This is a genomic window from Chryseobacterium limigenitum, from assembly GCF_900114875.1.
GTDB classification, from domain to species: domain Bacteria; phylum Bacteroidota; class Bacteroidia; order Flavobacteriales; family Weeksellaceae; genus Chryseobacterium; species Chryseobacterium limigenitum.
On the sequence record NZ_FPKW01000038.1, the window covers coordinates 1 to 15436 of the forward strand.

At 32.2% G+C, this 15436-nt stretch carries 16 protein-coding genes and 1 pseudogene; 11 read left to right on the forward strand and 6 right to left on the reverse strand.

The window, feature by feature from the left end:
* A partial coding sequence (locus tag BT156_RS21230; protein ID WP_139255481.1) for a transposase occupies nucleotides 1-337 on the forward strand: 337 nt, incomplete at its 5' end.
* 12 nt (nucleotides 338-349) lie between these two features.
* Here the strand turns inward: BT156_RS21230 and BT156_RS21235 are convergent.
* Nucleotides 350-1837, reverse strand: coding sequence for a hypothetical protein (locus tag BT156_RS21235; RefSeq protein WP_072412923.1), 1488 nt, complete (start codon nucleotides 1835-1837; stop codon nucleotides 350-352).
* Between the two features lie 88 nt (nucleotides 1838-1925).
* Between BT156_RS21235 and BT156_RS22265 the strand changes: the two genes are divergently transcribed.
* The gene (locus BT156_RS22265) at nucleotides 1926-2354 is read left to right on the forward strand and encodes a hypothetical protein (RefSeq protein WP_170857357.1); all 429 of its coding nucleotides are present in this window, start codon (nucleotides 1926-1928) and stop codon (nucleotides 2352-2354) included.
* 44 nt (nucleotides 2355-2398) lie between these two features.
* On the opposite strand, the gene BT156_RS21240 is transcribed toward BT156_RS22265, so the two are convergent.
* The 4 genes and pseudogenes from BT156_RS21240 to BT156_RS21255 all read right to left on the reverse strand — a co-directional run bounded on the left by BT156_RS21240 (nucleotide 2399) and on the right by BT156_RS21255 (nucleotide 5791).
* Entirely contained in the window at nucleotides 2399-2974 is a 576-nt protein-coding gene (locus BT156_RS21240; RefSeq protein WP_072412924.1) for a hypothetical protein, read from the reverse strand.
* A 34-nt stretch (nucleotides 2975-3008) separates the two neighbouring features.
* Nucleotides 3009-3263: pseudogene (locus BT156_RS22430) on the reverse strand (thrombospondin type 3 repeat-containing protein); the annotation flags it as partial.
* 132 nt (nucleotides 3264-3395) lie between these two features.
* Nucleotides 3396-4121, reverse strand: coding sequence for a hypothetical protein (locus tag BT156_RS21250; protein WP_072412925.1), 726 nt, complete (start codon nucleotides 4119-4121; stop codon nucleotides 3396-3398).
* Between the two features lie 248 nt (nucleotides 4122-4369).
* Nucleotides 4370-5791: a T9SS type A sorting domain-containing protein gene (locus BT156_RS21255; RefSeq protein ID WP_072412926.1), complete on the reverse strand. Its 1422-nt coding sequence runs from the start codon at nucleotides 5789-5791 to the stop codon at nucleotides 4370-4372.
* Between the two features lie 54 nt (nucleotides 5792-5845).
* On the opposite strand from BT156_RS21255, the gene BT156_RS21260 reads away from it, so the two are divergent.
* Complete coding sequence (locus BT156_RS21260; RefSeq protein WP_072412927.1) at nucleotides 5846-6106, forward strand: hypothetical protein; 261 nt, start codon at nucleotides 5846-5848, stop codon at nucleotides 6104-6106.
* 124 nt (nucleotides 6107-6230) lie between these two features.
* Here the strand turns inward: BT156_RS21260 and BT156_RS21265 are convergent, their stop codons facing one another.
* Nucleotides 6231-7421 carry an NUMOD4 domain-containing protein gene (locus BT156_RS21265; protein WP_072412928.1) on the reverse strand — a complete coding sequence of 397 codons (1191 nt, stop codon included), beginning with the start codon at nucleotides 7419-7421 and terminating at the stop codon, nucleotides 6231-6233.
* Nucleotides 7422-7569: 148 nt separating this feature from the next.
* Here BT156_RS21265 and BT156_RS21270 point away from each other — a divergent pair, with 148 nt between their 5' ends.
* The 8 genes from BT156_RS21270 to BT156_RS21310 form a co-directional block, all read left to right on the forward strand.
* Nucleotides 7570-8115: a hypothetical protein gene (locus BT156_RS21270; protein WP_072412929.1), complete on the forward strand. Its 546-nt coding sequence runs from the start codon at nucleotides 7570-7572 to the stop codon at nucleotides 8113-8115.
* Nucleotides 8116-8151: 36 nt separating this feature from the next.
* Entirely contained in the window at nucleotides 8152-8817 is a 666-nt protein-coding gene (locus tag BT156_RS21275; RefSeq protein ID WP_072412930.1) for a hypothetical protein, read from the forward strand.
* Nucleotides 8784-9584, forward strand: a complete 801-nt coding sequence (locus BT156_RS21280) for a sensor histidine kinase (RefSeq protein ID WP_072412931.1) — start codon at nucleotides 8784-8786, stop codon at nucleotides 9582-9584. Before BT156_RS21275 ends, BT156_RS21280 begins: the two co-directional genes overlap by 34 nt.
* The gene (locus BT156_RS21285; protein WP_072412932.1) at nucleotides 9581-10327 is read left to right on the forward strand and encodes a LytR/AlgR family response regulator transcription factor; all 747 of its coding nucleotides are present in this window, start codon (nucleotides 9581-9583) and stop codon (nucleotides 10325-10327) included. Before BT156_RS21280 ends, BT156_RS21285 begins: the two co-directional genes overlap by 4 nt.
* A gap of 300 nt (nucleotides 10328-10627) precedes the next feature.
* On the forward strand, nucleotides 10628-11215 hold the full coding sequence (locus BT156_RS21295) for a hypothetical protein (RefSeq protein WP_139255555.1): 588 nt from the start codon (nucleotides 10628-10630) through the stop codon (nucleotides 11213-11215).
* Nucleotides 11216-11786: 571 nt separating this feature from the next.
* Nucleotides 11787-12836, forward strand: a complete 1050-nt coding sequence (locus BT156_RS21300; protein ID WP_072412935.1) for a hypothetical protein — start codon at nucleotides 11787-11789, stop codon at nucleotides 12834-12836.
* On the forward strand, nucleotides 12833-14866 hold the full coding sequence (locus tag BT156_RS21305; RefSeq protein ID WP_072412936.1) for a 3-coathanger stack domain-containing protein: 2034 nt from the start codon (nucleotides 12833-12835) through the stop codon (nucleotides 14864-14866). The genes BT156_RS21300 and BT156_RS21305 overlap by 4 nt, the downstream gene beginning before the upstream one ends.
* Before the next feature lie 227 nt (nucleotides 14867-15093).
* A partial coding sequence (locus BT156_RS21310) for a hypothetical protein (RefSeq protein WP_139255557.1) occupies nucleotides 15094-15436 on the forward strand: 343 nt, incomplete at its 3' end.

The following is a 15436-nucleotide window of genomic DNA, read 5'->3' on the forward strand; positions in this document are numbered from 1 at the left end:
CGGAAAACTTTTCGCCGACAAAGGATATCTCTCAAAAGTTTTGTGGGAGATGCTTTTTTCGGATGGAATTCAGCTTTTTACTAAACTTCGCAAGAATATGAAGAACCATATTATGAAGATGGAAGACAAAATTTTACTTCGCAAAAGAGCGATCATTGAGACGATAAACGATGAATTGAAAAATCATTGTCAAGTGGAGCACACTCGTCATAGAAGTGTAAACAACTTTATGATAAATATTTTGGGAAGCCTTACTGCGTATTGTTTCTTTCCAAAAAAACCATCATTAAATTTAAAAAAAGTAAATGATGGTCAATTATTCTTAAACTTCGCTTAACCCGAACTCAGGTTAATTAATGTTTGTTTTTAGCCAGATATAAAAATCTTCACTGGATGAAATCCCTAATTTTTTCCTAAGAAGATGTTTTCTGTTTTGTATGGTTTTTGGAGATTTAAAAGTGTATTCTGCAATCTCTTTGGTTTCAAAATTGAGATAGACGTAACAAAGCAAAACCAATTCGCTGGTTTGCAGATTGTTATTAATGGATAATAATTTCTTTTGAAAATCAGGATAAACTTCCAGAAAACGAGTATATAAATTCGGATGATTTTCTTTGGCTAAAGCTATGATCTCACTAAAAGTTTCATTCACTTTTAATTTTAGCTGTTTTTCATGTTCATCTTTTTCTATGATCATCGCATCTTTTACAGCAAGTTCCCCCATAGTTTTTTTCCGTTTTCTATTGAGCTTCTTATAAATTATATAGAATAGAACCGAAATGATCACTGCAATAATAACAGATAAAGAAATCAAAACATTACTTCGTTTGTTGATAAACAATACATCTTTGTTCTTTTGATTCAGAATAGAGTTGATTACAACCTGAACACTTTCTGTATTTTTCTTTTGGAATTGTTCACTTTCTTTTCTGTATTTATCCAAAAATAATTTTTGATTTTCGGAGTCATCAAGTTTTTTATAAAGTTCAGCTATTGTAGGATAAATTTCAATTAAATAGTTAGCATTTTTGATATTGAATTTCTCCATATCATCAATAACTTTTAGATAATAATCAAGTGCTTTCGAATATTGTTTTGTGGTATAATAAAAATCAGCCAGTGCAGATAGTTGCCTGTAATTTGAATGTTTTTTGTCGTCCTTTACAAAGTCATAACCTTTTTCAATATAATAAAAGGCAGAATCTGTTTTCTTGTCAGTCAGGCAAATTCTTCCTTTTACAATATAAAGTCCGGAAAGATCAAATTTTTCAACCTTATTTACGGGCACTTTTTGATAATTCTTCAGAGCTTTATTTATGTAGTAGTTTGCAGTTTTATTGGTGTTTTTTAAAGCGTACATAAGACCAATCGAAGCATAAATTCGAGAAAGTATTTTGTACGATTCTGTGTCTGTTCGTTTAGATACAAGATTTATCACACTCTTGTATTCCTCCAATGCTTGATCGTCTAAATACAAGCTAAAATAGTTATACGCTTTAAACTCTTTTAAAGAAGCTTCCAAGAGAACATCATTATTCGTATATTTTTCATTCAATCCTTTCTCTATATAAGTTAAACTTTCCTTATACATATCCAGATTGTAAAGACTTTTGGCTATAATAAGGTAAGATTTTGTCTTTCTTTCAGAATCTTCTATTTCTTCAGCAATAAGACTAGCTTTTTTAGAATATTCCAAAGATTTTATACCATTATATTCCAAATTATCAGTAGAACTTTTCAGAAGAATATCTATCTTTTCTTTTTCATTATTCTGAGATAACAACAAACCAGAAACTAGCATGAAAATTAAGATTACTTGCTTAGGAAGATAAATCATGAACAATATTTTCTCCAAATATAAATATTTATAGACATTATCTTCACTCGTTAACTCAGCCTTAAAAAAATATCTGGCAACTATATACTTGAATATAACGATTCTGAAAAAACTAAATCAACATTTCTTCCTGGGAGGAAGCCAAACATCAAAGTCAAAGATCTTTTTCTTTTTTGGATTGAAAAAAATAAGCATTTCCTACTTTTTATACAATACTGAAACTTATTTTAGAATTACCATCAGACTGTACCAATATTGGTACAGTCTGATGGTAAATAGCTTACACTCTCAAACATCTATAATAACGCCTTTTCCCCTTTGCAGATGTTTTTTATCTCAACTGCTGTTCGTGGAAGGGAGCCATAAAACGCCTTCTTTATCTTCATCTGAAAGACAAAATTTCTTACTGAAAAGTTTCTCTGCAATCTTAAAAGCTTCTTTGTCGACAATTTTCTATGCCTTCACAGAAAGAAAGGATTGTCAGGAGAAGAAAGTAAATAAAATAGGGTTTCATTAATTTTCACTTATCATTGTTTCTGATTTTAAAAGTCGCTATCAATTTTACTCTTTCAAATCGTTCCATTTTCCATTACGGTATTCTAATTTTTTAGAAACAGGATACAATCCGCCAGAGCTGGGAGTATATGTTATTTCTAAAATATAGGGGTTCAAAAATCTTATTTCTAATACAATAGTAACTGCATTTTCTTTCACTTTTTTTTGACCCTGAGGAAAAATATACGATGTACTTCCTACCGAATTTGATTTTAGATAATTGTGTAACTCTTCTAATAAAACAGGACTGAAACTGGTGCCATATTCTTTAAATGGATACTTTAATGATACAGCAAGATTATTTTTCTGAACAAAATGCGCCAAAGCTTTCTTACTCCAGAATTTTGTTAGCAAAAAATTATATTCATCTGTTTTTCTGCTACTTGTACAAGTAGGAACATAATTTCTGGGATAATAAACACATGATGGACCATAATCCATAAATTTCAGATAAACTAAATCTACTTTTATACTTTTATTTTTCTCAGAAAAATATTTCAATAAGTTGCCATTCAGCTTATTATAAATATTTTCAATTGTTGAATTATCTTCTCTGAATTTTTCAATTTTTTTTTCTTTCATCCTCATAAAACTGAGTACAATCCAATTTTCCACCTGGACAGCCCATCTCCTCCAAAATCCCAGGGATTGTAGGACATACATCATCCTTATCTAGAATGCCGTCACCATCTGTGTCCGGCCAAGAACAACCGTTATTTTCAGGAGGTCCAGGAACTGTAGGACATGCATCATGTTTATCTATAATTCCATCGCTGTCTGTATCAGGCCATGTACATCCATTATTTTCTACAGCTCCTGATACTTTTGAACAATGGTCTAAATAAAACAAAACGCCGTCTTTATCTTCATCCGAAAGACAAATCTTTTTAATGAATTCTTTCCTGCATTTTTTGAAAGCTTCTTGATCAGTAATTTCCTGTGCTTTTACGCAGAAAATTACAGAAGATGAAAGGAAAATAAGGTATTTTTTCATTACTGATTTCTAAAATAAATGTTCATCTTTTGTTGGTATTTCCACCCATTTTCTGTCCTGATACTTATATGTTTTAAAAACTACAGGAGAAAACTTATTGTAAATGAAATAATCATATTTTACAATTACAATTCCACCCAAATGATTTCTGAAGTTAAGCTGTATCCATCCTGCTTCATTTAAAGTTATTGGCTTACTAACAACTGTATCAGGATCATAGCAAACTGTTTTATCTGCACTTCTCATATTCTTCAGATACTGATAAAAAGGATGATTTATGGTCTCTTTTTTTATCGGCCGATATTCATTATTTTCAAACTTGGAGTCGCTGAAATCAAAATAGAGATTCTTTTTCAGTTTTTTCTGTAGCAATTTTATGTTTTCCGGAGTGTAAAAATCAAGATAATTATAATTCGGATTTTTTATGTTTAGATTACTGCCACAAATTGTGAAGGTTGCATATACAGTTTCTGTGGTATATAACTTGAAAATGATGTTTTTATCTGGTATATTTTTAATATCAAAATCTTTGATAATAACCTTACTTAATGATTTGTAATCTATTTTTTTTGCTTCCTTTTTAAAAAGCTTAAATAATTTTTGGTTATTTTTCCAAACAATATTACAATCTACTTCATCGTAATCATTTCTAAAATATCTGGTAGAATCTGAGATTTTCTGCGCCTGTACAGAAAAATTAAGCACCAAAAAAAGGAGAAAGAAACTATTTTTCATTAATGACTAAGAACTTTTTACAGTAATATTTCTATAAATTTAACACAAAAAAGTGTAGAAAGAAAGATAAATTTTTCTTCTGGAAAATTGGAAAATTTTATGGAATCAACAGTTCGGGAATAACCATTGTTTTTAAAAGAAAAGACTTTGTTACTTTAATTTTTTATCTTCCATTTCTTGATAAAGTCTAAAAAAAATCTGCCTCAGTTGTGAGACAGATTCTTTCTTATTTTCTAAAGCTTTAAAATTTATTTTTTAATAATCTTTACTATTTTGGTTTTATTATTCTGAAAACTAACTTTTGCAATATAATTACCTTTTAAAAGAGTTGAAACATCTGTGAAATTTTTTTCCAGGATTTTCACCAACATTCCTGTGATAGAATATATTTCAATATTGTTTATTTTTTCTTTAGTTTTAAAAACCAAATTGTCTCTTACAGGATTTTCAAATTGTATTTCTGTATTGTTAGTGTTTTCTGTTGTAGATAAGGTGGCGTTATTTTTCAAATACTTCACTATTTTATACTCATCTGCTACTATAAAACTGTTATCGTTTACAAACATATTACTAATAGCATATAGATTAAAAGTGGTAGGGTCAGTTTCCACAAAACTTCCAAAAGCAGGGTCTACAGAACCATTTTGAGTAAGTCGGGATATAAAATAAGACATTCCTCCATTTGTTAGTTCTCCCATTCCACAGACATAATAAAATCCATCTTTCTCATACAAATTGTTAACCAATCTACTAATTCCGTTGGGGAAATAATCGTAATTAAATGTGGAGTCTAGTGTTCCATCAGGGTTTATTCTTTTTATCCCTTCACTGGATGATTCTAAGTAAAGGATTCTGTTACTGCTGTCTAAAATTGCACTACGAAAAATAAAAGGAACAGAATTAGAAATAGGAAAATTTAAAGTTTGTACCCCATTATTACCATAGCTTGTAAGAGGTTGACCGTTTGGATTGTATTTTTTAATATCTAAATCCGAAAAAGTAACAATATTTGATTGATTATCTATGAAAGGTTTCATAAAACGGGTAGTGGTAATTTTACCATTAGTTCCGAAAGAGCTGTCAATACTTCCATTTGAATTTAATCTATAAATAAGATACTCGGTTTGATATGAATTTGGGCTACTACTATAATTTCCGTAGACGATAAGTTTATTATTCTGCAAAAGAAGACCATGTACTGCATTTCCATAATCTGTCAAACCGTAAAATAAATTAGGAATTAAAACTATGCCGTTGTTGCCAAAGGTATTATCTAACTGACCGTTTGGAAGAACTCTGATAACATCTGTATAGGTATTATTAGCATCATAATGAGTACAGACTAATACTATTTTATTATCCGACTGTATTGTTAATGATGTATTACTGTAAGGCGAATAATTCAAAAAAAGTTCGCCATTATTACCAAAGCTTGTATCTAATATTCCGTTGCTGGTAAGTTTTGTAAGCACTGTTGTAGTGGAAGTAGGAGAATAAGTGAAATAAATGCTTCCATCTGCACTTTGAGCAAAACCCGTAAAGTAAGAATAAGGACTGACGTTGCTGATGTAAACCCCGTTTGTGGCAAATGATGTGTCTTTGGTCAGAATTTGTGCAAACGTGAGGTTTGCAAAGGCTATAATAGCCAGTAGAATTAATTTTGTTTTCATTGTAGTATTTTTCAGGCAACGAAAATATGATTTTTTTTAAGAGCTTATTTAAAGATGTTAATAAAAAAGGCGATCTATATAGAAAGTATAAATAACGATGCAGAAGCAAGCTGGAAACAATCTACACCAGATGGTAATTTCCTGCATTTTGATGGACAGGGTAATGCTACATTAAACATCCCAAAAGATTTAGTGATAAAAACAGGGAAACACTTGGATATTGAAGTTGAAAACAACATGACTATGAATGTTGGTGATCTGGCATTGTTCAATATCTTCAAACAAATGCTTGTGAATACACCTGGTTGCAAATGATCGACAAAAGTTATCGTTTGCAGAGCCCTAAAACACTTATTCATGGAGATGGAGAGATCAATACCCTCTCTCAACTTAAAGAGTATAAGAAGTTGTCCTAAAAAAGATAGCAACTCCATCTAATTTATAATTGGGCAGTTGAAACATTCTTCTCTGCCTCTTTCCCCTTAAGAAAAAAATAAACAGAATGTAACGAAAGTTTGGTGATATCAATATCCCACAATGGTTCACTTTGATTAACAACACCTATCGTTCTGTCACTGAGATCAAATTCTTTTACAAAACAATAATAGAGCAACTTATTGATCCGGATATTAATTTTCTTGCGATTATAGTGCAAGTTAGTATGTAAAGAAAATGATTTTTCAGAAGAGATATTCGCTGAAAGAGATATAATTCGTTCCTTTAAAAAGATTGTGTTTTTGGTTTGTGTTGTCCAGGTATTCAACCGTTTAATCCTGCCCTTGTTTGATATAAGGAATTGATCCCCGATTCCGGGAATCGGTTTCCAATGTTCCCCCGGAAGATCTTCGAGAGATAAGTTCATACAGGCAGGCGGATTGCTCTCATCAATTTCTGGTTGTCCAAGCCTTTTCCAAAGAGCTTTGTTGAAGATTTTATCGGATTTCTTTTTTCCTAACGGCATAAAGTCGTCTTTTGTCGGCGCTTGGTCTTTTAGAAACCATCGGAAACCCTCCACAGTCAGACGCTCTTTTTCTATTGCGCCTAAAATATATGTCCGGTTAATACCGAGGCTATCTGCTGCTGCATCTATACTTTCATAAAAAGCAACAAAGTTTCCTTCAACAGTATACTGGCTTACCGCCCTGTTAAAATTCCTTTTCTTTCCTCTTCCTTCTTTCATGGTTTTAAAATGAACTTCACTTACAGAAAGCTTTTCCAAATTATCGGAATGAACATGGAACTGGTTATGATCTTTAAACGATATAAGGAGTTTATGATCATCCATATCAAATTTTCCAACAAAATGGTAATAGACCAAACGGGGAACTGATTTTCCATAGTCCTTTCCTTCTAACGACAATCTGCATCGAACACTATAAAAGTCTTTTTTTACATATTTATTATAATACTTCCCCACGTGTAGTTTCATAATACGATCCGGCATTTTCCATTCTCCTCCATTTGAGTTTATAACACTGCGTTTTAGGCTCTTTATTCTTCCGTAATTGGAAATAGCATAACTATCAAAGCCTTCAATGACCTTCCATTCTTCATCACGAAGATCCTCAAGAGAAAAGTTTAAGAGAACTTCTTTAAGATATTTGTCTTCTATGTTTGTGGGCAGCTTCATGGAGTGAAATTTTTATCCTATCTGTAAATTAAAACAAAAATAGGAACTTAAAAAAAAATTACCAATTATCGAATCAGAACAGCCGATCATCGAATAGGACTTGTATTAAAATCAGTTACATCTCATCTTTGGAAAAAATTAAATCGATATGAAACGAACATTTATTATTTCAGCCCTTGGTATTTTAGCCTTGATCTTTAATTCATGTATCTGTAAAAATACTTACTGTAAGATTGAAACTGCCCCACCCACCAAACATTTAATATCAAAAGATACTGCTGAAGACATTCAAAAGAATTTTTTTAGCAATCAGGAGCAGGTAAGATTAGGAGCCCCCAAAGCGATAGCCAATGAGAGAAGTGATTTTTGGTTCCCTGCCAAAGAGTTGTCGGGCTACTTATGCTTAACTCAAAAAACAGCAAAGAACAAAGGATATGAAATTTCCGGCTACAGGATGTATTTGGGGGCTGAAAACAATTCGGACGGAACAATTGGAAAGTATAAGCTGTTTATTGTTCCCACAATAAGAGAAAGCACAAATAATACTGATGTAGATACTAAGATGAAAAAAACAATAAATCCTTCTGATAAAGCAGATTATGAATCCAGCAAGAGTGTTGATGACCCAAACACTGAATATTTATTTGACATCTCAGGTTCAGGAAATCCTAGATTTGAATTTCATTCCAATTAAGCATACTATCTTAAAACTATTTCTTAAATTTCTGTAATGAATAGACCCGCACCCAACTTAGAATATGTATTACACCAAATATGGACACAGCAATACGTTACCATATCTCTACTGCTTATCACTTTAGCAGTAGGGATTTTCAGATATAAAAAACTGGAGATTCCCGAGCGAATTATTGTTTGGAATGTATTACTTGGACTTTTAACCGAAATACTGGCTATTTATGTTGGTTTCTATTTAAATATCAATAACAATTATTGCTACAATCCTTTCATTATTATATCCTTTATACTTTACCTTCTTTACTATAAAAATTTGGAAATACAGCTTCCGTTTTGGATATTACTGGCTTTACTGGCTGTCAGCAGTGGTATAGCCTATTATTTTGAGGGATGGGCAAATTTGTCCAAACATACATTTTTGACAGGATCCTGTATTATCATTATCAGTGTATTCTATTATTTTTCAGACCTTCTGAAAAGAAAGCAGGTTTTTCATTTATTCAAAAGCCCTTCTTTTCTGATTTCCTGTGGAGTATTGGTGTATCATATTGGTATTCTACCTTTTGTATTTTTCATGGAACATATTGATTTTTCCATAGAAATTAATGATACCGTTCTTATGTTATTAAATTTAATTATTAATTTGTTTTTAATATCAGCTTTCATATGCAGCAATCGGAAGAATCTTTCAAATTATTAGTTGTTTTTTCCTGTGTTTCTGCACTGGTAGCAGTTATCATGCTGTTTCTTTTTTACAGGTTTACGAAAATCAAAAATGAAATACTCAAGGAGAAATTGCAGGAAAAACTGGATAATGAGGTACTGATTAACCGCGCAGAACTTCTGGCACTGCGTTCACAGATGAATCCGCACTTTGTTTTCAATGCCTTAAATACCGTATTGTATTTCATACAGCAAAACGATATCCGGCAGTCTGAAGATTTTTTGGCTAAATTCTCACATCTTGTCCGTAATTTTTTTGAATACTCCCGCAAAAAAGACCTGAGTCTTCAGGAGGAACTTAACTTTATCACTCATTATCTGGAGATTGAAAAACTTAGGTTTGAAGACAAGCTTAGCTACGGCATAACCGTTGATGAAAATATAGATACAGAAAATACAAGAGTTCCATCCATGATTATCCAGCCTATCGTAGAAAATGCAATTAATCACGGGATCTTTCATAAATCCGGAAATGGAAACATTCAAATTTCATTCAAAGAAATACATAACTCTTCCTACCAAATTACTATTTTGGATGACGGAATCGGGATTAAAAAGTCCGAAGAGATCTACAAAGACAGCAAAAGGCAGTTGTATTCTAAATCCACAGATGTCTTAGAAGAAAGGTTAAAACTTCTGAAAGATGGAAAGCAATGGAAGATTAATTATATCATAGAAGATTTGGCAGAAATAAACCCAAAAGAATCCGGAACAAAAGTAACCTTAACCATTGAAGCATTATGAGTATTACCGCCTATATTATCGATGATGAAAGAAAAGCTATTTCTATTATTAAAAGTAAGCTTGAAAGAACCGCTTCCGATATTGATGTGATCGGAGAGTTTCAGGATCCTGAAAAAGCATTGAAAGAAATGGAGAAAAACACTCCGGATCTTATATTTCTGGATATTTCAATGCCAAAAATGAATGGCTTTGAATTCTTAAGGCAAATAAAAAATCCTTCATTTGAAGTCATATTTGTAACGGCTTATGGAGATTATGCCATAGAAGCCATTAGACATTGTGCGATAGGATATATTCTAAAACCGATAATGGATCAGGATTTAATGCTTTCCATAGAAAATGCAAAAAAAAATATTGAGCATAAAACTGCCCTTGCTAAAAACAGGCAACTCGTAGAAAACCTTAGCTTGACTCAAAATAGAAATAAGAAAATAGCTATCCCTTCTTCCAAGGGTCTGGATTTTATAGAAGTACAAAATATTGTGCGTTGTGAAGGAACGCAGGGATATACGGTATTATACCTTAAAAACAAACAGCAAATGGTAAGCTCTTACAGCATTGGATATTTTGGAAAGATGCTGGAAAATCTCAATTTCTTTCTTACCCATAAATCTCATTTGATTAACCTTGATTATATTGATAAGTATGATAGGAATGGAACCGTAGAACTTCAGGACAACCACAGTGTTCCGGTGGCCAGAAACCGTAGAGAATTATTTCTGAAGCGGATTGAAAATCTTTAGCTTTATATTACAAGAATGCAAATTTTGCATTCTTTTTTTGTGCTTATAAGCCAGTTTACGTTTACGGATCATCCTATATAAAAGCCCGTTTGTACAATCAGACTTTCCGTTCATCAAATGGCTGTTTTTTTCATCTACTCTTTCTCTCATTTTTGTATCAGAAATTACAATCAATAGAAACCAAAACCTTTGCAAAGTACCCATTTCTATTAAAAAGGAGAATTCTGAAAATCCTTATAAACGAGTAAGACGGGGAAGCCGAAAAACGATGAGAGTAGGCTAATATAAAAATAAAAAGGTATGAATAATTTTATCGAATTCAACTATGTGAAAAATGGCAAAAGCTACAAAACTACAAATCAAGAAGATTTTTATATAGATTTCAAAAATCTGGAGATGCTGCCGAAACTAAAGGAAGTATTGGCTAATTATCAAAAAATAAACGAAATAGCTGAAAAGTTGATTAATAAAAAAATTGATCAGAATGATAAAGAATATTTGCAATTAAAAAATCTATATGAAAAAGTAATTACAAATATATCGACAGATAAGGATCTAAAAGCAGTAGCTCCAAAATATAATCGCTTATATGAGCATATTAATTTGGGAGGATCAATATTGAGGCAATGGTCTGGATTTACAATTCTTACAAAACTTCCAAACAGTTTGAGAGATAGAGTAAGTTGTGTGCAGACAGATTATGATACAAATACAATTATTCTTTGGATTTATAAAAAAATTAAATTCCCTTTTTTTTCCTTTGAAATACCCTCCAATGCATATGTCCTTCCAGTAGTTTCTATAGGAAATACAACTGGGCATTATTGGAATACTGATGGAAATACATTTCCAAATGATGCTGTAGATGGATATTCATCCCTACGTTAAGAATTTAACAATTACTACCCGATCTACATAATGGACTTTTTACATAATTAATATATCTGTAAATCATAATTATTTAAGGTCGGGTTATTTAAAAGCAACTCCATAAAATAGGCAGACATTAAGATCTTAAAATTTTACAGTATCGAAAAATTAAGACAGAAAAATATTGGTGCAATCTGATAAAGACTTAAAAGTAGCAACTATTGTTAAAAAAGCCTACTGGGAATGCTTTATAAGAGTTATTATTCAAAGCTATTTCTTTAATCAAAAGACCATAAAAATATTCTAATAGAAATCATTGCAAAAAATGAATATGAAGTTAAGGATTTCATATCAGAGCTAAATCACTCTAAACTTGTTGAACTAAATTTGAATTACAAACTTGTCACCCCTATTTGGAGAAGAATGAATAAAGATAATTTCTCAGAAATAGTCTTTGTAATTAGGGATGCAATTGACAAAACAAAGATTAAAGAACTTGAAAAATTACAATTTACACATAAAATTTGATTCAAATATTAGGATAATAATACAAACCTAATTGTTTTGAGAAATAATTAATAAAACTAAAATGACAAAAAAAACTTTAAAAATAATTATCCTTTTGAGTATGAGCATAAAAATGTACACTCAAACGTGGAATACAGCGGGAAATGTTGCTGCAAACAATGACTTTTTAGGAACTACCAATGCACAACGTCTTACAATTAAAACCAATAACAATGATCGGATTGTTATAGATGAAACCGATAAGCAAACATTTACAGGTAAATTTCTTTTCAATGGTATCAATCATGATATGCCTTTATTCACTCTCTCAAACTATCATACACTTCACCCCGTTGTAAAGCAGGGTTCAACAATACAAGCTATTACGGATTATGACTTGTTGAATGTTCAGACAATAGATGTAAACAGCATCTCTTTTCCTTCCGGGCAACCTAATAAGAAAAGTCATTTCAAAATAGCTGCGAATGGAAATGTTGGTATTAACATAGAAAAACCTATGGCTTCATTGCACGTGCATAATGGAATTATCAGGGTAACAGGGAAAAATTTTGCAGGTGGTCCAATGATGATTTTTGGAGGTGATTATCAGGCTCAATCAGGAGATTGGGGAATCGAATATGCAAAATCTACCTCTCTTCCTTCTTTAAGCGGTCTAAATTTCTGGAAACCTGCCGGAAGTAATAATTTTGGAAACTATTTTTTATTTCTTGCAGATAATGGTAATGTTGGTGTAGGAACAGATAATCCGGGAAGTTTCAAACTAGCTGTTGAAGGAAAGATAGGAGCAAGAGAAATAAAAGTTACGATGAACAAACCATGGCCGGATTATGTATTTGATTCTGATCACCGTCTTCAAGCATTGGAAGAACTGGAGATGTTTGTAAAAGAAAATAAGCATTTGCCAGGAATTAAATCTGCAGCACTTATCAAAAAGGATAACGGAATTGATTTAGGGGAAATGCTGACAAAGCATATGGAAAAGATCGAAGAAATTTATTTGTATCTCATTGATCTAAAAAAAGAAGTTAGTCTCTTAAAGGATGAAAACAAAAGATTGAAAGATGATTTAGGTATAGTTAATAAGGAATCTCTAAAAAGCCAAAAGCAATGAAAATATTAATATTTTTCATCTTAGTTATTTTTTTCGATGGTGACGTAAGCTCTCAAACTTTAGATGACAATAAAGCACACAGGAGATATTGGTATTATCGTACCCGATTAATCAACGATTTTATGAAACTTGGAATGGAACAGGGTGATTGTATCATACTTGCAGAAAGAAATAATAACGGCGAGTTTGAAAGAGGTTCAAAACCGGGTCCTGATCAAATTGATATTGTTAATCATTATATAATGGCTTTGGCATTAGAATACAAACTGCTATCCAGAGCCAATCAGGACGTTTCAGAAACCGTCAAAGAATTGTATCATCTTCTTTACATGATAAACAGATTAGATATTGAAGCTGAGGGGAATTGGTACGACAGAGCTCCTAATCAAAATAATGATTTCACTATCTCAACAGCAAATTATGGCAATTTAAACGGTTATATGATAAGAGAAGATATGCCTCCAAATTATATTAATAAAAATCTTAATCATTTCAATTATGCTCTCAATTTGCAGCAAGGTAGTAATAATGGTTTTTGTGGAAGTGCTTTCACGGATCGTGTGGAAGAAACCAAATTCATAGATTACATTGAATCAAGAAGCTGGGGAGGTGGAAATGATGAAAAAAAAGAAATGGCTATGCCTTTGGATAAGTTTCACAGTATGCTTACTGCTATGATGTTTGTCAATAAATATCTTCCCTCTGATGTTACTTTTAACAATCAAAAGTTTCAGGATGATGAGACATCAATCAAAAAAGAGGCAGGAAGAATTGCCCGGAGAGTTTATACTTATATGAAAGGGAAAGGTAATTGGGTTTTGCTAAATCCGGATGGAAGCCAAATAAATGTAGGAGCACTTGGTGTATTTTATTCCTGGCCATTAAGTCATATGGCAAATTTTGCCAATCAGGACTTTCCGTGGTCTTATCTTAATTTGGGAGCCTTTTATAATGATCCTGTTGCAAGGTTACAGGGTAAAACCCAATATGATATCTGGTCACGGTCATCTGTACCAAATAAAATGGATATAGCCGTATTTATGGCATGGGATGTAGCAGGGAGTAATCTTCCCGCTTCATTTGGTTTAAAACCTGCTTACCTAAACATGAAATTGAATACCGATACGTGGTCTGTTGAGTGGGCAGAGTTATTGAGAAAAGTCCTACATCAGGACGGTGTACTTTTAAAACCACAATCATTTTATGAAAAGTCTATTGCTCAGGCACCTTGCTTTGGTCCTTACAAGTATAGTGTAAAAGAGGCTGAAGCTAATTATGGAAGTTGGGAATGGTCTTCTCAAGACAGACTGGAACATCCTGACTCCAGAGGAAACGAGAGAGGCTTTAATGGTAATTATCCTGGTGTCGATTATATGTTGCTTCATAACTTATTTTATGAATATCAAAATCAACTAATGGATGGAAATTGTGGAAATAGTGGTAAAAAAGTAGCCGGTATTGAAGTCGGAAATGTATCTGCCACGATATATAACACGGTGAACAATGCTGTAAATACTGTTTCCGGATGGTTCGGAGGAAACTCAGAGAATAACAATGGTAATACAGATGATGTTTGCTTTCCGCGGCATCCTTATTCTGCCTATAATTTAATGGACAACCTTGATCAAAACATTTGGCCCAACAAAATCATAATACATCATCGTAAGGGTTCAATTTTTCAGAATTCAGGTCAGGATGAAGTTAAGTATTTTGGAACTGCAAGTAATCCTCAGTACATAGCAATGTACCAAAACCTCACTTCATCGTCTCATATATTTGCGAAAAATTCACTGGCTGCTCCAGAAAATTCAGAATTATCAAATGTAATATATAGAGCCGGAAAAGAAATTACACTTTCACCTGGTTTTACAGTTGATGTGGGGAGCGAGTTTTATGCATATGTGGAAAGGTTTTTGTGCCATGATGACAAAGGCTCTTTAGGAGAAACTCATAGAGTAATGAACACTAAAAATAGTGATTATGAAAATGATACTTACAATGAATATCCTATTCATTTTATAAAAAAATAATATTTTCTAAAAAGTAAACCAGGCATCCCGGCAGGTCAAACCTCGAACCATTTAGCACTACAAATCAAAACATTACACTAATCTACAACCCTTTATGGGTCTCGAACCATTTTCTTTTGTGTGATGGACTGACGAATTTTCGTCATGGGTATTTTTGGATTTTCTTTAACTTTTTTTGATGTTTTGATATCTAAAATGAGGGTTAATTTTTAGTATTTTTGCTTTTGATGAAAAAATACAAAAGATACCACTCCACCATTAAGACTTCTTACGCTTTAGGTATTCATGAACAAATACTCCCTCACTCTTTTACTTCTTCCATACCTCGTTCCACAACACAGAACTGGAAAGAATTGCAACCTGAAAAATTCGTTGGAAATGAATTTGCCTCTCAGGTTGAAAATGATCTGGAAAAGGTAAAATTAATTCTTGATGAAAGAGTCAAAAAAATGACTACCGCTTTTTATGCGTTCTGTCGTTTGCATCTCACCATCATCGAATTCATTGGTAAAAAGAATTTTGAAAAAATTATTCTGCAAAATCGTGAGTCTGTTATTGATCTTGTTTCTA

Coding starts and splice junctions, on each gene's coding strand:
- BT156_RS21235 (WP_072412923.1), bottom strand. CDS start 1,837: ATGATTTATCTTCCTAAGCAAGTAATCTTAATTTTCATGCTAGTTTCT.
- BT156_RS21240 (WP_072412924.1), bottom strand. CDS start 2,974: ATGAAAGAAAAAAAAATTGAAAAATTCAGAGAAGATAATTCAACAATT.
- BT156_RS21250 (WP_072412925.1), bottom strand. CDS start 4,121: ATGAAAAATAGTTTCTTTCTCCTTTTTTTGGTGCTTAATTTTTCTGTA.
- BT156_RS21255 (WP_072412926.1), bottom strand. CDS start 5,791: ATGAAAACAAAATTAATTCTACTGGCTATTATAGCCTTTGCAAACCTC.
- BT156_RS21260 (WP_072412927.1), top strand. CDS start 5,846: ATGTTAATAAAAAAGGCGATCTATATAGAAAGTATAAATAACGATGCA.
- BT156_RS21265 (WP_072412928.1), bottom strand. CDS start 7,421: ATGAAGCTGCCCACAAACATAGAAGACAAATATCTTAAAGAAGTTCTC.
- BT156_RS21270 (WP_072412929.1), top strand. CDS start 7,570: ATGAAACGAACATTTATTATTTCAGCCCTTGGTATTTTAGCCTTGATC.
- BT156_RS21275 (WP_072412930.1), top strand. CDS start 8,152: ATGAATAGACCCGCACCCAACTTAGAATATGTATTACACCAAATATGG.
- BT156_RS21280 (WP_072412931.1), top strand. CDS start 8,784: ATGCAGCAATCGGAAGAATCTTTCAAATTATTAGTTGTTTTTTCCTGT.
- BT156_RS21285 (WP_072412932.1), top strand. CDS start 9,581: ATGAGTATTACCGCCTATATTATCGATGATGAAAGAAAAGCTATTTCT.
- BT156_RS21295 (WP_139255555.1), top strand. CDS start 10,628: ATGAATAATTTTATCGAATTCAACTATGTGAAAAATGGCAAAAGCTAC.
- BT156_RS21300 (WP_072412935.1), top strand. CDS start 11,787: ATGACAAAAAAAACTTTAAAAATAATTATCCTTTTGAGTATGAGCATA.
- BT156_RS21305 (WP_072412936.1), top strand. CDS start 12,833: ATGAAAATATTAATATTTTTCATCTTAGTTATTTTTTTCGATGGTGAC.